We start from the raw sequence: 21,530 nt of genomic DNA on the forward strand, positions 1-21,530 counted from the left end.
CATAACACCTACTTTAATATCAAATTAAAAATTAAATCCACCAAATGAATTAGATTCGGACATCATTTGGTCTTTTTCCATTATTTCATACGTAATTTCTTCATCTGGGTGATGACGCAATTCAATGATATAATCAAAATCCTCTATCTTATATTCTGAATGCTGAACAAACATGTCTGGATGCTCGATGACCTTAATAGAAGGCATATTCATCATTTCACGCACTAGTTGCAAATGTCGCTCATCAGATGAACGACGCGTCACAATGCCATCTAATATAAAAATATTATTGTCACTGAATTCATCACCAGCAAGTTTATTGCGAACAGTCTGCTTAATCATTGTAGACGATAAAAAAATCCATTTTTTATTGGCACATACACTAGCCGCTACAATCGATTCGGTTTTTCCAACACGGGGCATTCCACGTATCCCAATAAGCTTATGCCCTTCTTTTTTAAAAAGCTCAGCCATAAAGTCAACTAAAATACCAAGTTCATCTCGTACGAAGCGGAAGGTATTCTTTTCATCTGCATCTCGAGGAATATAACGACCGTGCCTAATGGCTAAACGATCACGGAGTTTAGGTTGTCGAAATTTGGTAACGTTAATATGTTCCATTGTCGAAACAATTGTACGAAAACGCTCAATTGTCTCATCGTTGTCTGTATGCACTAACATACCACGTCGATCCTCATCGACACCATTTATTGAGATAATATTGACACGAAGCATCCCTAAAAGTGAAGCAATATCTCCTAATAATCCAGGGCGATTCACCTGAATTTCATATTCAAAGTACCAATCGCTCAAACACACTCGTTCCCTTCCTATTAGTTAACGTAAAAAATCCTTTATAAGTTCCATCATAGCTGATTTTTTATGTAATGGAAAGTTAGAATATATGGAATTATGGCGTTATTTTTAAAAACTTACTATTTTTTTTTTGAACGTACAGAATAGGCTTACATACGTTCCCTTTTCAATGCAAAAATCACTTTTTATCCAGAAAAAAAAGAGGAGATAGTTCTCCTCTTCGTTTTACTGCACAGGCTTATTTTCTACAAGTTTAATGACACAATTCGCCAATGCTTGTTTTTCTTCTTCAGAGGCAACGCCCCATAAATCCGACAGCACTCGCTCTTGTTCATTTTTAGGATCGACATTTGTCGCTAAATATTCTCCAATTTGTACAGCAGCCTGTTGAATCATTTTCGATGGCATACCGCTTGATTCAGCTCGCGCAACATTTTGACCTAAAAACGATGTCCATTTTTGCCAGTTCTCTAAAATAGTCATATGTTTCTCCTCCTTTACACATGTAGTATGTGCAAAAAAGAACATTATATGTACCAGCCACCGTTTAATCTAATGATTTGTCCCGTTACATAATCTGCTTTTCCAGAAAGATAGAAACGTACCATTTCAGCAACATCAGATGTTTGTCCAATTATACCTAGCGGAATGTCCTCTATTATATATTCAAGCTCCTCTTCGCTTAAATGTCCGTTCATCGTGGTATTAATAAAGCCAGGCGCAATGGCATTAACACGAATACGTGACAGTGCTGCTTCTTTTGCATAAGACTTCACAAAAGCATGTTGGGCACCCTTCACAGCGGCGTAAAGTGCTTCACCAGCCGACCCAGCTTCCCCCCAAATCGAACCGATAAAAAGCACATAGCTAACATCATGAGCGCGCAGTTTTGATGACAGTAAAGCCGTCAGATGCATTGGATTTTGCACATGAACACGCCATAATGCATCCATATCTTCCACCGTTGTATCTTCAAGCAAAGAATAATGTGCCTGACCATTTGCAAAGACGATCGCTTGCACATTAAAAATTTGCGATGCTAACAATTGTGCCCCGGACGCTTTCGAAAAATCTCCCTGTACAAGCATAAACTCCTGTGCAGGGAAGCTTTCTGAAAGAGAGCGGTATAAAGCCTGTGCTGCTTTTTCATTGTTTGAAAAGTGTATGTAGATGGACCAACCGTCTTCTGCCAGACTTCGACAAATAGTACGGCCAATCTCACCCGATGCACCTAACACAAGGGCAAACTTTTTCACTGTACGCCCTTCTCTGTAGGTAAAATTTTAAAGACAGTTTGTTGAGATTCACCCTGAACTGAAGCAAATGCTTTTTTCAAATCTTCAATCGTTAGTTCTTCTAGGACAGGCACAACATCGAACAAATTCATATCATTAAACGAATAACGTGTAAATTGGTTTGCGATAAATTCAATAGAGTTCAGTGCACGTAGGAAGAAACCTATTTTTTTACGTTTTACTCGGTCTAAATCGGCACTTTCAAATTGTGCATCTCCATCATACTTCGCCAATTCATCCTTAATAGCTTTCTCTAATGCAGCCGGTTCTGTAGAATCTGAGCCAATCATAGCAAATCCAAAGCCATTTTCTAACGTGAAATCAAATGCATACGTTTCATCAATTAAACCATTATCATAGACGCTCTCATAAAATTTAGATGTGCGTCCAAATATAAGTTCCAGTGCAATTTGAACAGACAGTTCATGTTTTAACATGTCACGACCAGAAAGATTTGTTTCTTTTGCTTTTAAACCGACATAGACCTTAGGCTTTTGTACATCCATATGCAACTCACGTTCTTTAACAGCAACCTCTGTCGGTTCTTGATCGAAGAAACGTTGAATTGGTGTTGGCTCAGAGAATTCTTTTTTGTCTTGATTGTCACGGATAAACGTCATCATTTCATTAGGATCTACTGCACCAATGACAAATAATAACATATTGGACGGATGATAAAATGTGTTGTAGCACGTATATAAATGGTCCGCAGTAATGCCATCAATCGACTCTATTGTCCCAGCGATATCAATTTTTACTGGGTGATTATGATACATATTTTCGATTGTACCAAAATATAGGCGCCAATCTGGTTGATCGTCGTACATCGTAATTTCCTGACCAATAATGCCCTTTTCCTTATTAACTGTTGCTTCTGTAAAATAAGGCTCTTGAACAAAATTTAATAATGTTTCTGTGCTGTTATAAATATTGTTCGTCGAAGAAAATAAATACGCTGTACGTGTAAATGATGTAAAGGCATTGGCTGAAGCGCCGAATTCACTAAACTTTTGGAAGACATCTCCATCTTCTTTTTCAAACATTTTATGCTCTAAGAAGTGGGCAATGCCATCTGGTACTGTAATGCTTTCAGTTCCACCAATTGGCACAAATGTACGATCAACAGAACCGTATTTTGTAGTGAATGTCACAAACGTTTTGGAAAAGCCTTTTTTTGGTAAAATATAGACATCTAAGCCATTTTCTAATTTTTCATAGTACAATGTTTCATCTAATTGTTTGAATTCAATTGTTTTCATTGTGCGGCTTGCTCCTTTCCACATAAGAAATAGACCGCTTCTAGCTGTACTTGTTTCGCCATTTCAACAATATCTTGCTTTGTCACAGCTTTCCATTTATTTGCCCAAGCTTCAACAGAGAACTCCTCAGGTAAATCTTTATATTGGTCAAAAATTTCTATTTGTCCACGGGCAGAATCTAACGCTTCTTTTAGCTGATTTGTTAGCATTGCCTTCGTTTGTTCTATTTCCAAATCTGTAATATCGCCAGCTTGCATAACAGCAAGTTGTTCCTTAATAAGTGATAGCGCTTTTTCTTCATTCTTTGGTTCAATTCCTGACACAACAAAGACTAAACCATAATGTGACGCATATGAGCTTGACGCATAGTATGCTAAACTTTCCTTTTCACGAACATTCATAAATAATTTAGCATGAGGATAGCCACCGAACACGCCATTAAAGATTTGCATTTTAGGGAAATCAGAGTCACCAAATCGTACTGGTGTACTAAAGCCGATATGCAGCTTACCTTGCTTCATTTCTTGTTGTTCACGTACATAATCATTTTGTGGATGCTGTTGTGGAAGCACAGCAGGAATTTCTTCAGGTGTACGATCATTAAATGGTAGCGCTTCTTTTAGTTTCGCTACGATTTCGTCTTCATTAATATCACCCGCGACATAAATGTCTATTTTATCGTTAGTAAGCATGGATTGATATGCTTCAAACAAAGATGTAGGGGTAATTTTTTGAATGTCCTCGACAGTTCCGTTAGCAGAAATAGAGGCTGGTTCATTTGGACGTAAAATTTGTTGAATGCGTTGCTGCGCAAAACGAGATTTATCGTCAAAAATAGATTCAATACGCTGAATGACCGTTTTCTTTTCACGTTCTACAATAGATTCCTTAAATACACCATTTTCTAAATTCGGTTCAAATATTGCTGTGTGCAATAAATCAAGTACCTCGTTTAAAACACTTGTATTCGCCAGATAATGATCATTAACTGCTTCTACATTCATCAGTACTGTATGTTCATTACCACGTTTAGATGTGTCAAAATATAACACTGTTCCATACAAGTCATCCAAGAAACTACGGAATGCAGCTGTTGTCTTATATTGAGCATTACTGTGTTGCAATACATTTGTTAACACTGTACGTTCAGACGCATTTGTCGCCGTTAAAGCTTTTCTCCATTTAATTGAAAAATTTACGGTTTTAAATTGGGTCGTTTGTCGGATATGCAAATTTACACCTTTTGCAAAAGGTATTGTTTTAAACATATATAGAACCCTCCTTATCTTTCTTAATATAACAAAGTACTACACATACTATACATGTCTATTGTCTATAATTGCAAAAAGAATCCAAAGTATGTATATGATATGTGTGAAATTGCTTTTGGTTGATTGATGAACCTGTTCATACTAGCAAATAACGATCAACCTCCAACCATTATTTTCCCAAACACTCAAGATATGTACAAGGAAAAAGACTGAGCATTTTCGCCCAGTCTTTAGTATAAATAATTGTCTGTTTATTAGCGTTTACCCTTAATATAAGGTTGACCACTAGCTTTTGGTGCATTTGCTTTACCGATAAATCCTGCTAATGCAAAGATTGTTAATACGTAAGGTAAAATTTGTAGGTATACAGCAGGAACTTCTTCAATGTAAGGAATTTGGTTTCCTGCAATACTTAACGTTTGTGCTAATCCGAAGAATAATGCTGCACCTAAAGCACCAATTGGATGCCATTTACCGAAAATCATTGCGGCAATCGCCATAAAGCCTTGACCAGCAATTGTTGCATGTGAGAAATCATGTGTAATTGTTTGCGCGTATACTGCACCACCAAGACCACCTAATGCCCCAGAGATGACAACAGCAATATAGCGCATTCTATTAACATTTACGCCCATCGTATCAGCAGCCATTGGATGTTCACCAACAGCGCGTAAACGTAAACCAAACGGTGTTTTATAAATGATAAACCATGCCCCGATAGCTACTGCAAACGCTAATATCGATGTGCTATAAACATTTTGAAATAATAATGGACCGAAGAACGGTATATCTTCTAAATAAGGGATGGCGAAACGATCTATTGAATGAGTAATCGTATCCGTTTGACCTTTATCATAAATCATTTTCACCATGAATACAGATACAGCCAAACCAAGTAAATTGATGGCAACCCCTGATACTGTTTGATCGGCTCGGAAAGAAATTGAAGCAACTGCATGGAACAGAGAGAAAATGCCCCCAATAATCATAGCTGCTAGCATTGCTACCCAAATTGTTGCTGCACCGAATGTTGAACCATATTCTAAGTTGACATAAATACCAACAAATGCACCAACAATCATTAAACCTTCAAGTCCGATGTTTACTACACCTGAACGTTCAGAGAATACACCACCGATTGCCGTAAAGATTAATGGTGTTGCATAAAGAATTGCTGAAGGGATGATGAAATATAACATTTCTAAAAAGCTCATGTTATTGCCCCTCCTTTTTCTTGCTTAACTTTTGTAAACCTACTCGAATAATATAGCCTGATGCTACAAAGAAAATAATTAACGCAATAATAATAGATACGATTTCCTCTGGAATACCGGCAGCATTCGGCATATTTAGCGCTCCGTATTTAAGTGAACCGAATAATGAAGCCCCGAATACAACCCCTAGTGGCGTGTTAGCACCAAGTAAGGCAACAGCAATACCATCGAAACCTATACCAGTAAAGCCTGGTTTAATAGAAGCATTTCCGAATGTACCTAGTGCCTCCATAGCACCACCAAGACCAGCGAACATACCTGAAATTGTCATAGCTAAAATAATGTTCTTGTTGACGTTCATACCAGCATAGTCTGCAGCATGCTTATTAAAGCCTACCGCTTTCAGCTCATATCCACGTGTTGTTTTTTCTAAAATGAACCACATAACTATTACCATTAACAGTGCAACTAAGATCCCATAGTGAAGACTTGAATTGTCTGTAAGCTCTCTTAAAAACGGAGAACGTAAAGAAGCCGATTCATGTACGCGTTCTGTTTTAAAGCTACCATCCGACAATTTTTTAATTACCGCATTCGCAATATAAAGCGCAGTGTAGTTTAACATAATTGTCGCAATAACTTCGTGAACTTTAAATTTCGCTTTTAAGAAACCTGCAATAAAGGCCCAAAATGCACCTGCAGCAGCTGCCGCAAGTAATGCTAATGGTAAGTGAATAATTTTAGGTAGTTCAAATGCATATCCTACCCAAGCTGCTGCTAGCCATCCTAAAATTAGCTGACCTTCAACACCAATGTTGAATAAACCTGTACGGAAGGCAAACGCTACTGCAAGACCCGCCAATATGTACGGTGTTATTTGACGGATTGTGTTCCCAATTGAATATGAATCTCCAAAAATACCTGTCCAAAGGGCGCTATAACCTAGTATAGGATCATAGCCGCTGACTGCCATTACGATAGCACCAACAATTAAACCGATAATGATAGAGATGATAGGAACGAGTATATTAATGGCACGATTTGACATTAGTCGTTCCCCTCCTTCGCATCATTCTTTTTATTTTTACTACTTTGTCCTGCCATTAATAGACCAAGCTCTTGTTCTGTCGTTTCTTTTGGACTTAACTCATCAACAATTTGACCATCATAAATAACAGCGATACGGTCCGAAACATTCATGACTTCATCTAGTTCAAATGAAATTAACAGTACTGCTTTTCCTTTATCACGTTGCTCGATTAGGCGAGAGTGAATAAATTCAATAGCACCTACGTCAAGACCACGTGTTGGTAAAGCTGCAATCAATAAATCTGGATTACGATCAATTTCACGGCCAATAATTGCTTTTTGCTGGTTACCACCTGAAAGGGCACGCGCTGGAGTCATTTCACCATTACCCGTACGCACATCATATTCTTCAATAATTTGGCGCGCTTTTTCAGACACTTTCTTGTAGTCCATAACAAAGCCCTTAGCTATTGGAGACTGATAATATGTTTGTAGTGCGATATTATGACCTATTGGGAAATCTAATACTAAACCATGCTTATGGCGATCCTGTGGGATGTGCCCAACGCCTTCCTCAGTAATTTTTCGAGGTTTCATGTTTGTAATATCAGTACCATTTAATTTAACATTTCCACTCTTTACTTTACGTAGACCAGTAATGGCTTCGATTAACTCCGATTGTCCGTTGCCATCGATACCCGCAATACCAACAATTTCACCTTTGCGTACTTTTAAGTTCAAACCTTTTACTTTATCGATATTACGATAGTCTGTAACAACCAAGTTTTCGATTGTAAGTACTTCATCAGTTGGTTTTGCTTCTGTTTTTTCTGTTTTAAATTCGACTTGGCGACCAACCATCATTTCAGCTAATTGGTCAGGATTTGTTTCAGCAGTAGTAACTGTTCCAATCCCTTCCCCTTTTCGGATAATCGTCACACGGTCAGAAACTTCCATAATTTCTTTTAGCTTATGGGTAATTAAAATAATGGATTTGCCCTCTTCAATTAAACGGCGCATTATTTGAATTAGCTCTGTAATCTCCTGTGGTGTTAAAGATGCCGTAGGTTCGTCAAAGATTAAAATTTCTGCACCACGATAAAGTGTTTTTAAAATTTCAACACGCTGTTGCATCCCTACAGTAATATCCTCGATTTTGGCATATGGATCAACATCTAAACCATATTTTTCAGAAAGTGCTTGTACTTTCTTCGCCGCATCTTTAATGTTTACAATCCCCATTTTTGTAGGTTCAGAACCTAAAATAATGTTCTCCGTCACTGTGAAATTTTCCACTAACATAAAGTGTTGATGGACCATACCAATTCCTAAATCATTGGCCACATTTGGGTTTGTAATTTTAACAGCCTTCCCACGAACACGAATTTCGCCACCCTCTGGTTGATATAAACCAAAAAGGACGTTCATTAAAGTCGATTTACCTGCACCATTTTCACCTAGTAATGCATGGATTTCGCCTTTTTTCAGTTGGAGGGTGATGTTATTATTCGCCACGAAATTACCGAATTCTTTTCGTATTCCTAGCATCTCAATCACGTGTTCCAATTTCGTCACTCCCTTAATAGGCACTTTTATCACTTTCGACTTGACGTAATGTCGCTACAGATAAACAATACGCCCAGTTTTTGATTATAATAATCTATAAATTAGCCACATTCACTGTTAGCTCAATAGTTTTACATCGCAACAATGACTTAGCTAGAACTTCCATCTTCTCTCATCGGGCATTATATACCCCAAAAAATCCACTTATATCTGTCGAACCAATAGAGGTAGATAATTAATTATTCCTCGGCATAATTGCGTCCGGAGGCTTTAACTTCTTCCAGCGGGTGTAAAGAAGTTAAATAATGAAGATAAATTAATACAGGAAAGGTCATCGTTAGAAACCTTTCTTCTATTAACTTGATACCATCATTACTATTCTTGCAATAATCTCATATAATATTACTACCTCTATGGTAATGATAAATATAGCCAAATAGAATATTACAAATAGTCAAAATATAACGATAGATTGAAAAATCATCATAAGGGCCTTTTAAGTCCCTTATGATGATCAAAAGATGAATTATTTTTTCACTTTTTCTGGAACTTTAATTTCACCTTTAGCAATTTTTTCTTTATATTCATCAATTACCTTTTGTACGTCTTCTGGGATTGCACCACGAGAATCTGCAAGTTTCACGCCGTCTTCAGCTAAACCATAAGTAAGCGTTTTACCACCTGGGAATTCACCGTTTTTAGCTTTATTCGAAATATCTATAACTGCTGTGTTAACACCTTTTAACATAGAAGTTAAAGTTACATTTGTTTTATCGTCTACTTTACCTTCTTCGTATTGGTCAGCGTCTACACCAATTACCCATACATTTGCTTTAGGGTCTTTTTTCTTACGTTCTTTTGCTTCTGAGAATACACCGTTACCAGTTGCACCAGCAGCGTGGAAGATTACATCTACACCAGAAGAATACATGCTGTTTGCAGTGATTTTACCAAGATCCGCTTTATCGAATGCACCAGTATATTTTGATTGGATATCGATATTTGGATTTACCGCTTTTGCACCTTCTACGAAGCCAGCCTCGAAGCGGTTGATAACTGGAATATCTACGCCTCCTACGAAACCAATTTTACCTGATTTAGACATTTTCGCTGCAGCTACACCAGCTAAGAATGCGCCTTCTTGCTCTTTGAAAAGAACGTTAACAACGTTGTCTTCTTTTACTTCAGCGTCGATTAATGCAAAATGTTTTTCTGGGTTTTCTGCAGCAACAGCATCAACTGCATCAGCCATCATGAAACCGATTCCATAAACTAAATCGAAGTCACGACGTAATAAGTTGTTTAAGTTTGTTTCATAGTCTGCGTCAGTTTTTGATTGTAAGTAGTCGAAGCCTCCATCACCTTTTTCCAGGTTATGTTCTTTACCGTAAGCTTGAACACCTTCCCAAGCAGATTGGTTGAATGATTTATCATCAACGCCACCTACGTCAGTAACCATTGCTACTGAGAACGCATCCTCTTTCTTGCTTTCGCCTGATGTTTCATTTTCTTTTGCAGGTTTGTCTTCGTCTTTGGTACCACATGCACCTAAGATTGCACTTGCAGCTAATACTGATGATAATACTAAGCCAAATTTACGTTTTTTCATTTTGATAACCCCCCAAAGGTATTGTAATTAGCAGGAAAATATAATTATTTAGAAATGTTCTACACCCTTTTACGAACTACATGGAAGCTGAATTTATCAGCTCGGAAATAATTTTTTGAATACAGCACTACTTGATCATGATCATCGTAATGCAACTGCTTTAATACTAAAAGAGCTGTTTCACGCCCGCAATTTAAAATCGGTGAAGCTTGCTCATGATACCCGATTGGATCAATATATGTAACAGCATAGGCAACATGAACTTTACCAGATTGTTCAAGTGCAGAAAAAAGTGAAACTTCTTTTTTTTCTACAAAGTCAGTTGGCAGGAAGCTTGCTGGTAACCTGTCTATGCAGTATACTACCGGCTCGCCATCCGCTGTTCTGACACGTTCAATTGTGAGTATCTTATCTTCGTCATCACATTGGAAGCGTTTTAAATCTTCCTCAGAAGGTATGCTTTCCGTCGCCTTTAAAAAGCGGGAACCGGGTTCCATACCTGCTGCCTCGATCATAGAAGAAATGCTCGATAAATGCTCGATACCTGATGTAAACAACGGTTTAGGGTTTACAAATGTCCCCACCCCATGTCTACGTACAATAACATTTTCCTCTTCCAACAGTCGTAGCGCTTCTCTAAGAGTTGCTCGACTGACTCCTAGTGATTTCGATAATTCAAACTCTGAAGGCAATTTTTCATTTTCTTTAAAAATGCCTTTTTCAATGTCAGACTTTAAACGATCAATTACTTGAAGATAGAGATGACGATGATCTGCTTTAATAGTCACATATATCACCACCAAAATCAGAGATCAGACATCTGATGTACAACATTCCTACTAATCGTTCATTAATATAACATTTTTATAGATTGAAAGCAATTGCACCTTTGCCTAATTACGCCCAAATTTTGAAATGAATTTAGGCCTACTTGATGTACACAATATTATTCAACTTTTTGTCGTGGTATTAGTACTAATTTTCGTATTGATGAATGAGCACTTGTCGAGGTTTACTACCCTCCGGAGGCCCGACAATACCGCGTTGTTCCATTTGATCGACAATACGAGCAGCTCTCGAATAGCCGATACGGAAGCGGCGCTGCAACATCGAAACAGAGGCCGTCTGCATACTAACAACTAACTGCACAGCCTCATCAAATAATTCGTCCGTTTCCTCTAAAATTGTCTCTTCTTCGGACGGTATCATTTCCTCCTGATATTGTGCTTTTTGCTGTTCTATAACAAAGTTAACAACAGACTCAACTTCTTGATCTGATAAAAATGCACCTTGCACACGTTTTGGTTTAGATGCACCGGCAGGTAGAAACAGCATATCTCCTCGACCGAGTAAACGTTCTGCTCCACCCATATCTAATATCGTTCTAGAATCGATTGCTGACGACACCGCAAAGGCAATTCGCGAAGGAATATTTGCTTTAATAACACCTGTCAATACATCTACACTTGGTCGTTGGGTTGCAATTATTAAATGAATCCCTGCTGCACGTGCCATTTGAGCTAAACGTGTAATAGAATCCTCTACATCACTAGAGGCAACCATCATTAAATCCGCTAACTCATCTACAATCACTACTATATACGGTAATTTCGGATGTTTTTCATCGGTTTGGTCATTTACCTTTTGTACATGGTTGTTGTAGCCCTCAATATTACGTGTTCCTGTATGAGAAAATAAATCGTAGCGGCGTTCCATTTCTGATACTACTTTCTTTAGTGCCTGTGATGCTTTTCGTGCATCTGTGACAACTGGCGCTAGAAGATGAGGAATTCCGTTATAAACATTTAATTCCACCATTTTCGGGTCAATCATCATTAGTTTTACTTCATGTGGTTTTGTACGCATAAGTATTGATACGACAATGCCATTTATACACACACTTTTCCCACTACCCGTTGAACCTGCAACAAGTAAATGTGGCATTTTATTGAGCTCGGCGAGTACTGCTTGTCCAGTAATATCACGACCAAATGCGACTTGTAATAATGCTTCTGGCTTTGCACCATCTTTAGACTCTAACACTTCTCGAAGTGTAACAATTGCTACCTCACTATTTGGTACTTCAATGCCAATCGCAGACTTCCCGGGAATAGGTGCTTCCATACGAATATCCTTTGCAGCAAGTGCTAAGGCAAGATCATCCTGTAAGTTTACAATTTTACTCACTTTCACACCTATATCTGGTAATATTTCGTATTTCGTTACAGCTGGGCCTAAATGAACCTGCGTTACTTTTGCCTTTACACCAAAGCTTTGCAAAGTTTGCTCAAGCTTTTTCGCATTTGCCTGAATGACAGAATATTCACCGCTTTGGTCGTGCTGTGGCGGTAATTGTAAAAGATTATAAGACGGCAATTGATAATCTGCATTTTCTACAGCATCTGCCCCTTCGATATGGACATCATCAACAAGTTCCCCATGTTCAATATCTTCATTTTCAACAGTTGCATATTCTTCTCGTTCATGAGACACATTTTGCGTAAAGGCAGAGATGATTGGTTCATGAGAAATTTCCTCTTCCTCTTTCACCTCAGGCTCCTGATCGACAGCCGCAATTTCATCCCTGCTTTCTACTTTTGAACGGCGATTATTAGCTTTTTTAGGCATATTTTTTTTCTTTTCACGATGTTTCTTTTGCCATTTACCAAAAATGGCGGGCATTTTTTCCGCTAAATATGGCACAAGCGCCTTCCCTGTAACTAAAATTAACCCTATAAAGAAAATAACCCATGCGACAACCTTCGCACCTGTCGCCTCAAATAATACATGTAGAGCACTGAATAATAGTGCACCAATCATACCTCCGCCAAGTGCGTTACTTCGATGGATAATTCCCTCTGAACTAATTAAAATTCGCCAAGATTCACGTAACACAGAGTCTGATAATAAACCTCCGGATTTTGATAATTGTTCAAAAAGAATACCGTGACTAAAAATTGTTAAACTCATAACAATGAGGAGCATACCTAATATTAGTCGATCATATATACTTACTTTTTTCCGCCCAATCATTAGTAACAGCGCAACAAATACAAGCATACATGGCACAGCAAAATGTAAATTCCCTAAAAAAAACATTGCTATTGTTTGTAGAATACGTCCAATCATGCCATATTCAAAAATCATAATAACCGCTAATGCAATTAAGATTAGACCTAAAATTTCATACATAAGCGGATGCATTTCTTTTTTTGCTGTAGTCGTTTTTGGTTTCGTGACTTTTCTTTTTTTACTAGTCGCCATCTATTTCACCTTCTTTTATAGTCCTTCTTTATATGTAGCGAATAATAACATGTAGAACTTGATTATTTCAAAAAAAAACTCACTCACTACTATAACGTGTAGTTGATTTCCGTTCCGGCTTGGCGCTTTTATCGCTGCCGCTTCGCTTTCGCGCAAAAAACATTTGTTGCTGTCGCTTCGCTTTCGCACAGATAAAACATTTGTTGCTGTCGCTTTGCTTTAGCTACAGAAAACATTTGTAGCTGTCGCTTTGCTTTAGCTACAGAAAACATTTGTTGCTGTCGCTTCGCTTTCGCACAGATAAAACATTTGTTGCTGTCGCTTTGCTTTAGCTACAGAAAACATTTGTAGCTGTCGCTTTGCTTTAGCTACAGAAAACATTTGTTGCTGTCGCTTCGCTTTCGCACAGAGCAAAGCTTCCTTGGGGCGTCCGATGATCCCCAAGGAGTCGCCCAGCCTCCACCAATCAACTTATTATACATGGCATCTGTTTTACCAAATGACATCCACAACTTTTGGTGATGAGCCTACACACGACGTTTATCACAATAAGTGTCATCCCTAACTTTCTGGATTGAGACAAAAAAAGGATTTTCCACCGTTTACATTCGGTTAGAAAATCCTTTTTCGTTCAACGATGATCTTTCACTTATCAATTGTGCCTTGGCATAATTGCGTCTGGAATCGGCTTTGTTCTTAGGCCTGCGTGATGCAGGTCAGTTAGCCGTTATCGCATGGATGCGATGATCTTAGGCTAACATCCTAAGTAGAACTCCTTTCCGATTCCATGACATCCGCCGGAGGCTTTGGGCCAACAGATGTTTTTTGCGCGAAAGCGTAGTGCTAACGTAGCGTCAGCAGCACGAAGTTGGTCACTCAGTCGTTGCCACAGGACGTGGCGTTCTTAGACTGAGTTCCTCTATTTCAGCGGGCGTTTGGACACCCGCTGAAAAATAAATTACATTCGCATTCATCTCACCACCTATAGAGGGGGAGACTTCTGTAGCTGACGCTTTGCTTTCGCTACAAAAGTGATTTGCTGAAAGAAGTTAATATTCCATAATGATTGGGATAATCATTGGGCGGCGCTTCGTTTTTTGGAATAAATACGTATTCAGTGTATCTCGAATTTCTTGTTTAATGTTTGTCCATTCAAATGTATCTTTACCAACGTATTTTTCAATAACATTTTTAGCAATCTCAGAAGCTTCTACCATTAATTCTTCTGATTCGCGTACATATACGAAACCACGCGATAAAATTTCCGGACCAGATGCAATTTTCTTTTGAGCACGGTTTAACGTAACTACAACAATGAAAATACCATCCTGTGATAATAACTTACGATCGCGAAGTACGATGTTACCTACATCGCCAACTCCAATACCGTCTATTAATACATTACCAGCTTGTACACGGCCACTCATTCGCATTTTACCACTTTTATATTCTACAATATCCCCTTTATCGGCGATAAAAATTTGTGATTTTTGCATACCTAGTTGTTGAGCAAGCTTAGAGTGAGCAATAAGCATACGGTACTCACCTTGCACAGGGATAAAGTACTTCGGTTGCATTAGGTTTAGCATTAATTTTAAATCCTCTTGGCTACCGTGACCCGACACATGTACATTTTTGCTAGATGTAAGAATTTCAGCACCTGCTTTTGCGATAGAATTCATCGTATTAGCCATTTGTACTTCCATACTTGGAGACGGAGTAAAAGTAATTAATACTGTATCATCTTGCTTAATTTTAATGTCTCGGTGATGTTTGCGAACGACTTTTTCTAATGCATCAAGTGGCTCCCCTTTATTACCTGTAGCAATAATAATAATCTCATCATCTTGATACTTTTGCATTTCTGAGATAGGGATAATTGTATCTTCTTCAACCGTTAAGTAACCTAGCTGTACACCTAAATCCACGGCTTTTTCTAAAGGTTTTCCTACGATAACTACTTTACGGAACGATTTTTGAGCTTGTGTAAATACTTGTTGAATACGAATAAAATTCGATGCATAAACAGCAACTAAAATACGACCTGGTGCTGAATGGAATGTTTTTGATAATTGCTCTTCAATTACAATCTCAGATGTCGTATAACCTGGTCGCTCAGCCTCACTCGACTCAGATAACAGAATAAATACGCCTTCTTCACCTAACTGAGCCATTTTTGCTAAATCAGGCTTAAATTTACCTGTAGCTGATTGATCGAATTTAAACTCACCTGTATGAACAATTGCTCCTTCAGATGTATGGAACACTACCCCTAACGAATCGGGAATACTATGTGTTGTATGGAAGAATGTCACATACGTTGAGTTAAAATTCATACGACTACGGTTCGTAACCTCAAAGAATTTCACCTGATGTGGTGCAGGCAATTCCTTTAAATGTTCCTTTGCAAGTGCAATTGTTAATTTTGATCCGTACACTGGCGCTTTCACTTTTTGTAATACATAGGCAATCGAGCCAATTGCATCTTCGTGACCATGTGTTAAGAAAATCCCTTTCACACGTTCTTTATTTTCTTCTAAATACGTAATATCCGGAATTACGATATCAATGCCCAGCATTTCGTCTTCTGGGAACATCAATCCGCTATCCACTACAAATAGCTCTTCGTCAATTTCTACTACGTACATTGCTTTCCCAATTTCGCCTACGCCCCCAAGTGGGATGATGCGAATTAATTCATTTTTCTTTTTTGTCAATTTATTTCCTCCTAAAAAATATCCCGAACAGCAACCACTTAAGATTTATTATACGGTTTGCAAAGCTTTTGCACAAATTAAAAATACAACTTTCATGATGGAAACAGAAATTTATTGCTAAATTTATTACTAATAGATGGAAAGAAGGTTGAGTATGTAGCATTGTAAAAGGTCTAATTTTTGCCTTTTATTAAGCGACGTAGCTTGTTAGGATAGGAAAAATCGCAGTTTGCAAACCATTCTCTGTAAGTTTGTTCTAGCGCCTGAGCGGTTTTCTGCCTTACCTGAGCAGTTCCTCATCCTACCCGAGCGGATACTGTCTTACCCGAGAGGGGGCCTCCCTCCTGAGCAACGGTCTTATTCTTTTATATTTCTTACAAAAGAAAAAAGACCGTAAACAAACTAAAATTTCTCAAGTTTGTTTACGGTCTGAGGATTTAACTAAAGGTACTTATTTTCCTAAAGCTTTTCGCTTTTTCTTGATACGTATCCCAAATTCGGTCAAAGTTCGCTTTTTCTTCATCTGTCATTTCCATCATTGGCAGACGAACATTAAGTGTATCAAAACCTAATTTGGTCATCGCGTATTTTACAGGCGATGGGTTTGGCTGTGCGAACAGCGCACGTACAAGTGGTAATAATGCTCGGTGAATTTTGGCTGCTAGCTCGTGATTTCCTTCTTCAAACGCTTTAATCATTAATTGCATATCATTTCCAACAACATGAGCAGCAACTGAAATAATTCCTGCTCCGCCGATTGCTAGTAGTGGAAGCGTTAAACCATCATCCCCACTGTACACAAAGAAATCATCTTCTGAATCAACATTTTCAATAATATCGCCCATTTGATCTAAATTGCCACTCGCTTCTTTAATCCATGAAATATTAGGAATTTTACTTAAAGCAACGGAAGTTTCAAAGGCAACATTGACGCCTGTACGTCCTGGCACGTTATAAAGCATGACAGGTAAACTTGTTTCTTTTGCAATTGTTTCAAAATGCGCAAAAATACCGCGTTGATTTGGCTTATTATAATATGGTGCTACAAGCATGATACCATCTGCACCATTTTCTTCAGCCTTGTGCGTCATTGCAATAGAGTAAGCAGTTTCGTTATCCCCTGTACCTGCAATTACAGGTACACGACCTGCTACTTTTTCTACTGTAAAGCGTACAACTTCAATTTTTTCTTCTGTGGACATAGTTGGGTTTTCAGAGGTTGTGCCACATGCGACAATACAATCTGTACCATTATCAATCAAATAATTAATAATACGTTCTAGTTCTGGATAATTAATCGTGCCATCTTCTTTGAACGGCGTAATCATCGCCGTCCCAATTCGACCTAAATTCATCCTTACACCCCTCTTATAGTAAGTTATCCTCCAGCATTGCTTCTGCAATTTGAATAGAGTTTAATGCAGCGCCTTTTAAAAGATTGTCAGAAACGATCCATAGGTGGAATCCTTTTTTATTGTCTAAATCTTGACGGATACGTCCTACATAAGTAGCATCTTCCCCTTCTGCATAGATAGGCATTGGGTAAGTTTGTGTTGCGATATCATCTTGCAATACTACACCTGGTGCACTGCGTAATACTTCAAAAATCTCCTGTACTGTTGCTTCTTTTTCTACTTCAATATAAACAGATTCAGAGTGTCCTGAAACGACTGGCACGCGAACACAAGTTGCTGCTACATTTAGCTCTGGTGCATGCATAATTTTCTTCGTTTCATTAATCATTTTCATTTCTTCGTATGTAAAGCCATTGTCTGTAAATTTATCAATTTGTGGAATGACATTACGAGCAATTGGATAATGACGTTTGTCGCTACCAGAAGGTAAAATATTTGCTTCTACATCCTTACCTGCATCCCAGTTTTCACTTTGTGCCTTTAATTCTTGAATAGCCGAAATACCTGCACCTGAAACAGCTTGATATGTCGATACAATTATTTTTGTTAAGCCATATGCATTACGAATTGGTTCAAGTGCAGCCATCATTTGAATCGTAGAGCAGTTTGGATTCGCAATAATCCCTTTATGCTTAGCAAGATCGCCACGATTTACTTCTGGAACAACTAGTGGTACTTCCGGATCCATACGGAAATGGCTCGTGTTATCGATAACTACTGCACCGCGTTTTGCCGCTTCCGGTGCTAGCACCGCTGATACCGAACCACCAGCTGAGAATAAAGCGACATTGACGCCTTCGAAAGCTTCAGGTGTCGCTTCTTCAATTGTATATGTCTTACCATTAAATTCGATTGGTTTCCCTGCTGAACGTGCAGATGCTAAAAATTTTATATCTCCGATTGGAAAATTCCGTTTGATTAGTTGCTCCATCATTTTTGTGCCTACTGCCCCTGTTGCTCCAACAACCGCAACTGTTAACTGCTTTGTCATCTGTCATCTCTCCTTGAATACATGTTCCATAATGTGTGCTATTGTATCACAAAAATACTGAAAATTGTGTGTAATTCGCGAATTATTTGAAATATTGTATAAACAGTGGTTGTAATTGCTTTTTCTCAGTAATCGCTTCATGTACAGTTGCGACCATTTGATCAAAATCAGCAATCAAGGAATTTGGCTTGGAATGTGGAGAGTCCTGCCCGAATGGAATAAAGTAAATATTTTTAGCATTTAGCAGTCTCATAATATTCATACCATTTAAGCCAAGTGCATCATTTGTTGAGATGCCTAGGACTACTGGGGAACCGTTTCGCAATGTTGCCTTAGCAGCCATCAATACCGGACTATCTGTTGCTGCATTAGCAAATTTACTAATACTATTACCTGTCATCGGTGCTATAACCATTGCATCCAATGGATTGGATGGTCCGAATGGTTCTGCCTCTTTAATAGAAGAAATAACATTTTCCCCAGTTAATTCCTCTATTTTTGCAATCCATTCTTCTCCGGTACCAAAACGTGTAGCCGCATGTAACACGGAGTGTGTAATTATTGGAATAACTGTAGCTCCTGCGTCTATAAAGTTTTGAATTTTAGGTACTACATCCTCATACGTACAGTGAGAGGCTGTAATACCCAAACCAATTCGTTTACCCGTTAGCAATTTTCTTCCTCCTCTATTGCCTTGCACAAAATTGTAGCCGCATCATGTGCAAAGTATTTCCCAGGTAATGATGGCAATAGTACGTATGTTTGTAATTGCTCAGCGTCTATATCTAAACATCCAGGCTCTGAAGCCAAATCATATAGGACAGCTGGGACATGATCTTGGAATGATTCTGTAATCCATTTAGCTGGAATCGTATTGATAAAAATCCCATCATTAATTGACCATAGGCGGTCATCTAAATTCGTAGCTTTATAACCATATGCCTTTGCTTCACTCACTTGTACAACTGAACGCGCAACTATATGGACATTAGCGCCCATCTTGACGAGTAAAGATGCGAGCATTTTGGCTGTGCGTCCAAAACCTGCGATAGTAAAGTTTTGTCCGTAAATACATTTTTGCTCGAGTCCGTAAAACGTTGCGATAAAACCCTCCGCCGTTAATCTTGCGTTTTGCCAAATAAAAGATTCTTGTTGTAAATAACAATTTGTTTCATTTTTCTCAAGCAATTGCTTCCAATGCATAGTTAAACGCCCTGTATAAAACTTAACTTGCGATATCCCATAAAGCTGTTCCACTTCAATTTTTAGTGGAAGAATGGGAAGAATAATTCTATTTGGTTGGAATTCTAATACAAGCCTATTTAACTCTTCATTCCAAACTGATGTTCTTTTATAAAATACCGTTCTCGATGGGCTTCTTAGCATTGTAGCTAATTCCTTTAACCTTAGGTCCTCACCGATAACAAGCCATTTTTCATTTTCCAAAAGCTCACCTCACTGTAAAAATTCTGACTGTACCGTCGTTGTTTTGTTAAATAAAATCCGATCTTCTCCAATTAGTATAATTTCATGCCAAGGTATCATTTCACTAACTTTTACTTTCTTTTTTTGGAATGGCAATTTATCTTTAATAATCTCGAAACCATGAATCTTTCCTGTTTGCACATCTAATAGACATTCTGTATGTGCCAATATACCAAAATGTACGCCACCCTCAATTTGAATTAACTCTTTATCCACCATCTCTGATAGTAGCATGCCTCATCTCCCTCCTTGAACCGTTACCCCAATATATGCCGAGTTTTTGCAATTCGTGACCCATACCCAAAGTATGAAAATGTTGCTTTTATCAACACAACCGTGTATAGTGTATATATACAGTTGTGCGAGGTGAGAAATTTATGCATATCCATTTAAGCAACGCCAGTGATAAACCCATTTATGAGCAAATAACCGTACAGCTTAAGGAAGCGATACTAGCCAATAAGTTACAGGCAGGCGACGCACTACCATCTATTCGTGCACTTGCAAAGGATTTAAAAATTAGCGTTATGACAACGAAACGTGCTTATGCTGATTTAGAGAGGGACGGATTTATCGAAACAGTAGCTGGGAAAGGAAGCTTTGTTACAGAACGAAATCAAGATTTTCTACGCGAGGAATTATTGCGTCAAGTTGAAGAACATATGCAAAAAGCAGTGAAAACGGCCAAAACTGCGGGCATGACCAAAGAGGAAGTACAGGAGTTACTTTCATTAATTTTGGAGGAGGACAACTAAATGAATGTGATTGAAGTTCATGATTTACAGAAAAGCTTTGAAGGGTTTTCTCTTAAAGATGTAAGTTTTTCAGTACCTCAAGGGACTGTCATGGGTTTTGTAGGAGAAAACGGTGCTGGAAAGTCTTCTACAATTAAATGCATACTTAATTTACTCAAAAAAGAATATGGCGAAATTTTGCTGTTTGGTAAGGATGTTGTCGAACATGAATTATCGATAAAAAACGACATCGGTGTGGTTTTTGACGATTTACATGTGCCTGAAACACTTAATGCGACGCAGCTCGACAAAATTATGAAAAAAGTTTTTAAAACGTGGGACTCAGGCTATTATTTTGAGCGATTAGCACAATTTAAAGTTCCCGAGAAGAAGAAGGTTAAAGAATTATCCCGAGGAATGAGGATGAAGCTTTCCATAGCAATAGCATTGTCGCATCATCCAAAACTTTTAATTTTAGATGAACCAACGAGTGGACTAGATCCGATAATTCGTGATGATATTCTCGATTTATTTTTAACGTTTATGCAAGATGAAACACATAGCATTCTATTTTCTTCTCATATAACAAGTGATTTAGAAAAGATAGCCGACTATATTACATTTATTCATAACGGTGAAATTCTATTTAGTGAAGGTAAAGACGTACTGCTCTATGAGTACGGAATATTTAAAGGCAATAAAGAGGAAGTAAGTGCAATACCAGAACATGCCATTATAAGAAAACGTAATGGAGCCTTTGGTATAGAAGCCTTAGTTCTAAAAAACGAAGTAAATGAGGTATTTTCCCTTGAAAAGCCTTCTATAGAGGATATAATGCTATTTTATGTGAAAGGGAGTGTTTGAT

At 38.1% G+C, this 21,530-nt stretch carries 21 protein-coding genes; 2 read left to right on the forward strand and 19 right to left on the reverse strand.

Annotated elements, in window-relative coordinates; translation table 11 throughout:
• Positions 1–24: 24 nt before the first annotated feature.
• The 19 genes from JNUCC51_RS05920 to JNUCC51_RS06010 form a co-directional block, all read right to left on the reverse strand.
• Positions 25–813, reverse strand: coding sequence for a DUF3388 domain-containing protein (locus JNUCC51_RS05920; protein ID WP_337991245.1), 789 nt, complete (start codon positions 811–813; stop codon positions 25–27).
• Positions 814–1,041: 228 nt separating this feature from the next.
• A complete protein-coding gene (locus JNUCC51_RS05925) occupies positions 1,042–1,299 on the reverse strand; it encodes a DUF3243 domain-containing protein (protein WP_100543881.1) in 258 nt (85 codons plus the stop codon).
• 44 nt (positions 1,300–1,343) lie between these two features.
• Positions 1,344–2,072: an elongation factor P 5-aminopentanone reductase gene (gene ymfI, locus JNUCC51_RS05930; RefSeq protein ID WP_337991246.1), complete on the reverse strand. Its 729-nt coding sequence runs from the start codon at positions 2,070–2,072 to the stop codon at positions 1,344–1,346.
• The gene (gene yfmH / locus JNUCC51_RS05935; RefSeq protein WP_337991247.1) at positions 2,069–3,370 is read right to left on the reverse strand and encodes an EF-P 5-aminopentanol modification-associated protein YfmH; all 1,302 of its coding nucleotides are present in this window, start codon (positions 3,368–3,370) and stop codon (positions 2,069–2,071) included. The genes ymfI and yfmH overlap by 4 nt, the downstream gene beginning before the upstream one ends.
• Positions 3,367–4,638 (reverse strand): EF-P 5-aminopentanol modification-associated protein YfmF, encoded by a 1,272-nt coding sequence (yfmF, locus tag JNUCC51_RS05940; protein ID WP_337991248.1) that lies wholly within the window; start codon positions 4,636–4,638, stop codon positions 3,367–3,369. Before yfmF ends, yfmH begins: the two co-directional genes overlap by 4 nt.
• Positions 4,639–4,895: 257 nt before the next feature.
• Positions 4,896–5,855 (reverse strand): ABC transporter permease, encoded by a 960-nt coding sequence (locus JNUCC51_RS05945; RefSeq protein ID WP_337991249.1) that lies wholly within the window; start codon positions 5,853–5,855, stop codon positions 4,896–4,898.
• A 1-nt stretch (position 5,856) separates the two neighbouring features.
• Complete coding sequence (locus tag JNUCC51_RS05950) at positions 5,857–6,903, reverse strand: ABC transporter permease (RefSeq protein ID WP_337991250.1); 1,047 nt, start codon at positions 6,901–6,903, stop codon at positions 5,857–5,859.
• Positions 6,903–8,450, reverse strand: coding sequence for an ABC transporter ATP-binding protein (locus tag JNUCC51_RS05955; protein WP_337991251.1), 1,548 nt, complete (start codon positions 8,448–8,450; stop codon positions 6,903–6,905). The genes JNUCC51_RS05950 and JNUCC51_RS05955 overlap by 1 nt, the downstream gene beginning before the upstream one ends.
• Positions 8,451–8,976: 526 nt before the next feature.
• Positions 8,977–10,059: a BMP family lipoprotein gene (locus JNUCC51_RS05960; protein WP_337991252.1), complete on the reverse strand. Its 1,083-nt coding sequence runs from the start codon at positions 10,057–10,059 to the stop codon at positions 8,977–8,979.
• A gap of 59 nt (positions 10,060–10,118) precedes the next feature.
• Positions 10,119–10,847: a GntR family transcriptional regulator gene (locus JNUCC51_RS05965; protein ID WP_049668501.1), complete on the reverse strand. Its 729-nt coding sequence runs from the start codon at positions 10,845–10,847 to the stop codon at positions 10,119–10,121.
• Between the two features lie 187 nt (positions 10,848–11,034).
• Positions 11,035–13,323 (reverse strand): FtsK/SpoIIIE family DNA translocase, encoded by a 2,289-nt coding sequence (locus tag JNUCC51_RS05970; protein WP_337991253.1) that lies wholly within the window; start codon positions 13,321–13,323, stop codon positions 11,035–11,037.
• A 128-nt stretch (positions 13,324–13,451) separates the two neighbouring features.
• The gene (locus tag JNUCC51_RS05975; RefSeq protein WP_337991254.1) at positions 13,452–13,595 is read right to left on the reverse strand and encodes a hypothetical protein; all 144 of its coding nucleotides are present in this window, start codon (positions 13,593–13,595) and stop codon (positions 13,452–13,454) included.
• Complete coding sequence (locus tag JNUCC51_RS05980) at positions 13,579–13,767, reverse strand: hypothetical protein (RefSeq protein WP_337991255.1); 189 nt, start codon at positions 13,765–13,767, stop codon at positions 13,579–13,581. The genes JNUCC51_RS05975 and JNUCC51_RS05980 overlap by 17 nt, the downstream gene beginning before the upstream one ends.
• 605 nt (positions 13,768–14,372) lie before the next feature.
• Positions 14,373–16,040, reverse strand: a complete 1,668-nt coding sequence (locus JNUCC51_RS05985; protein ID WP_337991256.1) for a ribonuclease J — start codon at positions 16,038–16,040, stop codon at positions 14,373–14,375.
• A 437-nt stretch (positions 16,041–16,477) separates the two neighbouring features.
• Positions 16,478–17,395 (reverse strand): 4-hydroxy-tetrahydrodipicolinate synthase, encoded by a 918-nt coding sequence (dapA, locus tag JNUCC51_RS05990; RefSeq protein ID WP_337991257.1) that lies wholly within the window; start codon positions 17,393–17,395, stop codon positions 16,478–16,480.
• A 13-nt stretch (positions 17,396–17,408) separates the two neighbouring features.
• On the reverse strand, positions 17,409–18,446 hold the full coding sequence (locus JNUCC51_RS05995; protein WP_100543893.1) for an aspartate-semialdehyde dehydrogenase: 1,038 nt from the start codon (positions 18,444–18,446) through the stop codon (positions 17,409–17,411).
• 82 nt (positions 18,447–18,528) lie between these two features.
• Positions 18,529–19,119, reverse strand: a complete 591-nt coding sequence (locus JNUCC51_RS06000; protein ID WP_049668495.1) for a dipicolinate synthase subunit B — start codon at positions 19,117–19,119, stop codon at positions 18,529–18,531.
• Positions 19,113–19,892: a dipicolinate synthase gene (locus tag JNUCC51_RS06005; protein WP_337991258.1), complete on the reverse strand. Its 780-nt coding sequence runs from the start codon at positions 19,890–19,892 to the stop codon at positions 19,113–19,115. Before JNUCC51_RS06005 ends, JNUCC51_RS06000 begins: the two co-directional genes overlap by 7 nt.
• 9 nt (positions 19,893–19,901) lie before the next feature.
• Positions 19,902–20,165 (reverse strand): YlmC/YmxH family sporulation protein, encoded by a 264-nt coding sequence (locus tag JNUCC51_RS06010; protein WP_049668493.1) that lies wholly within the window; start codon positions 20,163–20,165, stop codon positions 19,902–19,904.
• Positions 20,166–20,308: 143 nt separating this feature from the next.
• Here JNUCC51_RS06010 and JNUCC51_RS06015 point away from each other — a divergent pair, with 143 nt between their 5' ends.
• Positions 20,309–20,686: a GntR family transcriptional regulator gene (locus tag JNUCC51_RS06015; RefSeq protein ID WP_100543896.1), complete on the forward strand. Its 378-nt coding sequence runs from the start codon at positions 20,309–20,311 to the stop codon at positions 20,684–20,686.
• Positions 20,687–21,529: an ABC transporter ATP-binding protein gene (locus JNUCC51_RS06020; protein WP_337991259.1), complete on the forward strand. Its 843-nt coding sequence runs from the start codon at positions 20,687–20,689 to the stop codon at positions 21,527–21,529. It abuts the gene before it with no gap.
• Position 21,530 lies beyond the last annotated feature (1 nt).

Origin of the sequence: Lysinibacillus sp. JNUCC 51 (assembly GCF_015999525.1) — a bacterium.
Lineage (GTDB): Bacteria > Bacillota > Bacilli > Bacillales_A > Planococcaceae > Lysinibacillus > Lysinibacillus xylanilyticus.

Bases quoted from the DNA above. Each gene is read 5' to 3' on its own strand.
- JNUCC51_RS05925 (WP_100543881.1), bottom strand. From the start codon at position 1,299: ATGACTATTTTAGAGAACTGGCAAAAATGGACATCGTTTTTAGGTCAA.
- yfmH (WP_337991247.1), bottom strand. From the start codon at position 3,370: ATGAAAACAATTGAATTCAAACAATTAGATGAAACATTGTACTATGAA.
- yfmF (WP_337991248.1), bottom strand. From the start codon at position 4,638: ATGTTTAAAACAATACCTTTTGCAAAAGGTGTAAATTTGCATATCCGA.
- JNUCC51_RS05945 (WP_337991249.1), bottom strand. From the start codon at position 5,855: ATGAGCTTTTTAGAAATGTTATATTTCATCATCCCTTCAGCAATTCTT.
- JNUCC51_RS05950 (WP_337991250.1), bottom strand. From the start codon at position 6,903: ATGTCAAATCGTGCCATTAATATACTCGTTCCTATCATCTCTATCATT.
- JNUCC51_RS05960 (WP_337991252.1), bottom strand. From the start codon at position 10,059: ATGAAAAAACGTAAATTTGGCTTAGTATTATCATCAGTATTAGCTGCA.
- JNUCC51_RS05970 (WP_337991253.1), bottom strand. From the start codon at position 13,323: ATGGCGACTAGTAAAAAAAGAAAAGTCACGAAACCAAAAACGACTACA.
- JNUCC51_RS05975 (WP_337991254.1), bottom strand. From the start codon at position 13,595: ATGTTTTCTGTAGCTAAAGCAAAGCGACAGCTACAAATGTTTTCTGTA.
- dapA (WP_337991257.1), bottom strand. From the start codon at position 17,395: ATGAATTTAGGTCGAATTGGGACGGCGATGATTACGCCGTTCAAAGAA.
- JNUCC51_RS05995 (WP_100543893.1), bottom strand. From the start codon at position 18,446: ATGACAAAGCAGTTAACAGTTGCGGTTGTTGGAGCAACAGGGGCAGTA.
- JNUCC51_RS06010 (WP_049668493.1), bottom strand. From the start codon at position 20,165: ATGCTACTATCAGAGATGGTGGATAAAGAGTTAATTCAAATTGAGGGT.
- JNUCC51_RS06015 (WP_100543896.1), top strand. From the start codon at position 20,309: ATGCATATCCATTTAAGCAACGCCAGTGATAAACCCATTTATGAGCAA.
- JNUCC51_RS06020 (WP_337991259.1), top strand. From the start codon at position 20,687: ATGAATGTGATTGAAGTTCATGATTTACAGAAAAGCTTTGAAGGGTTT.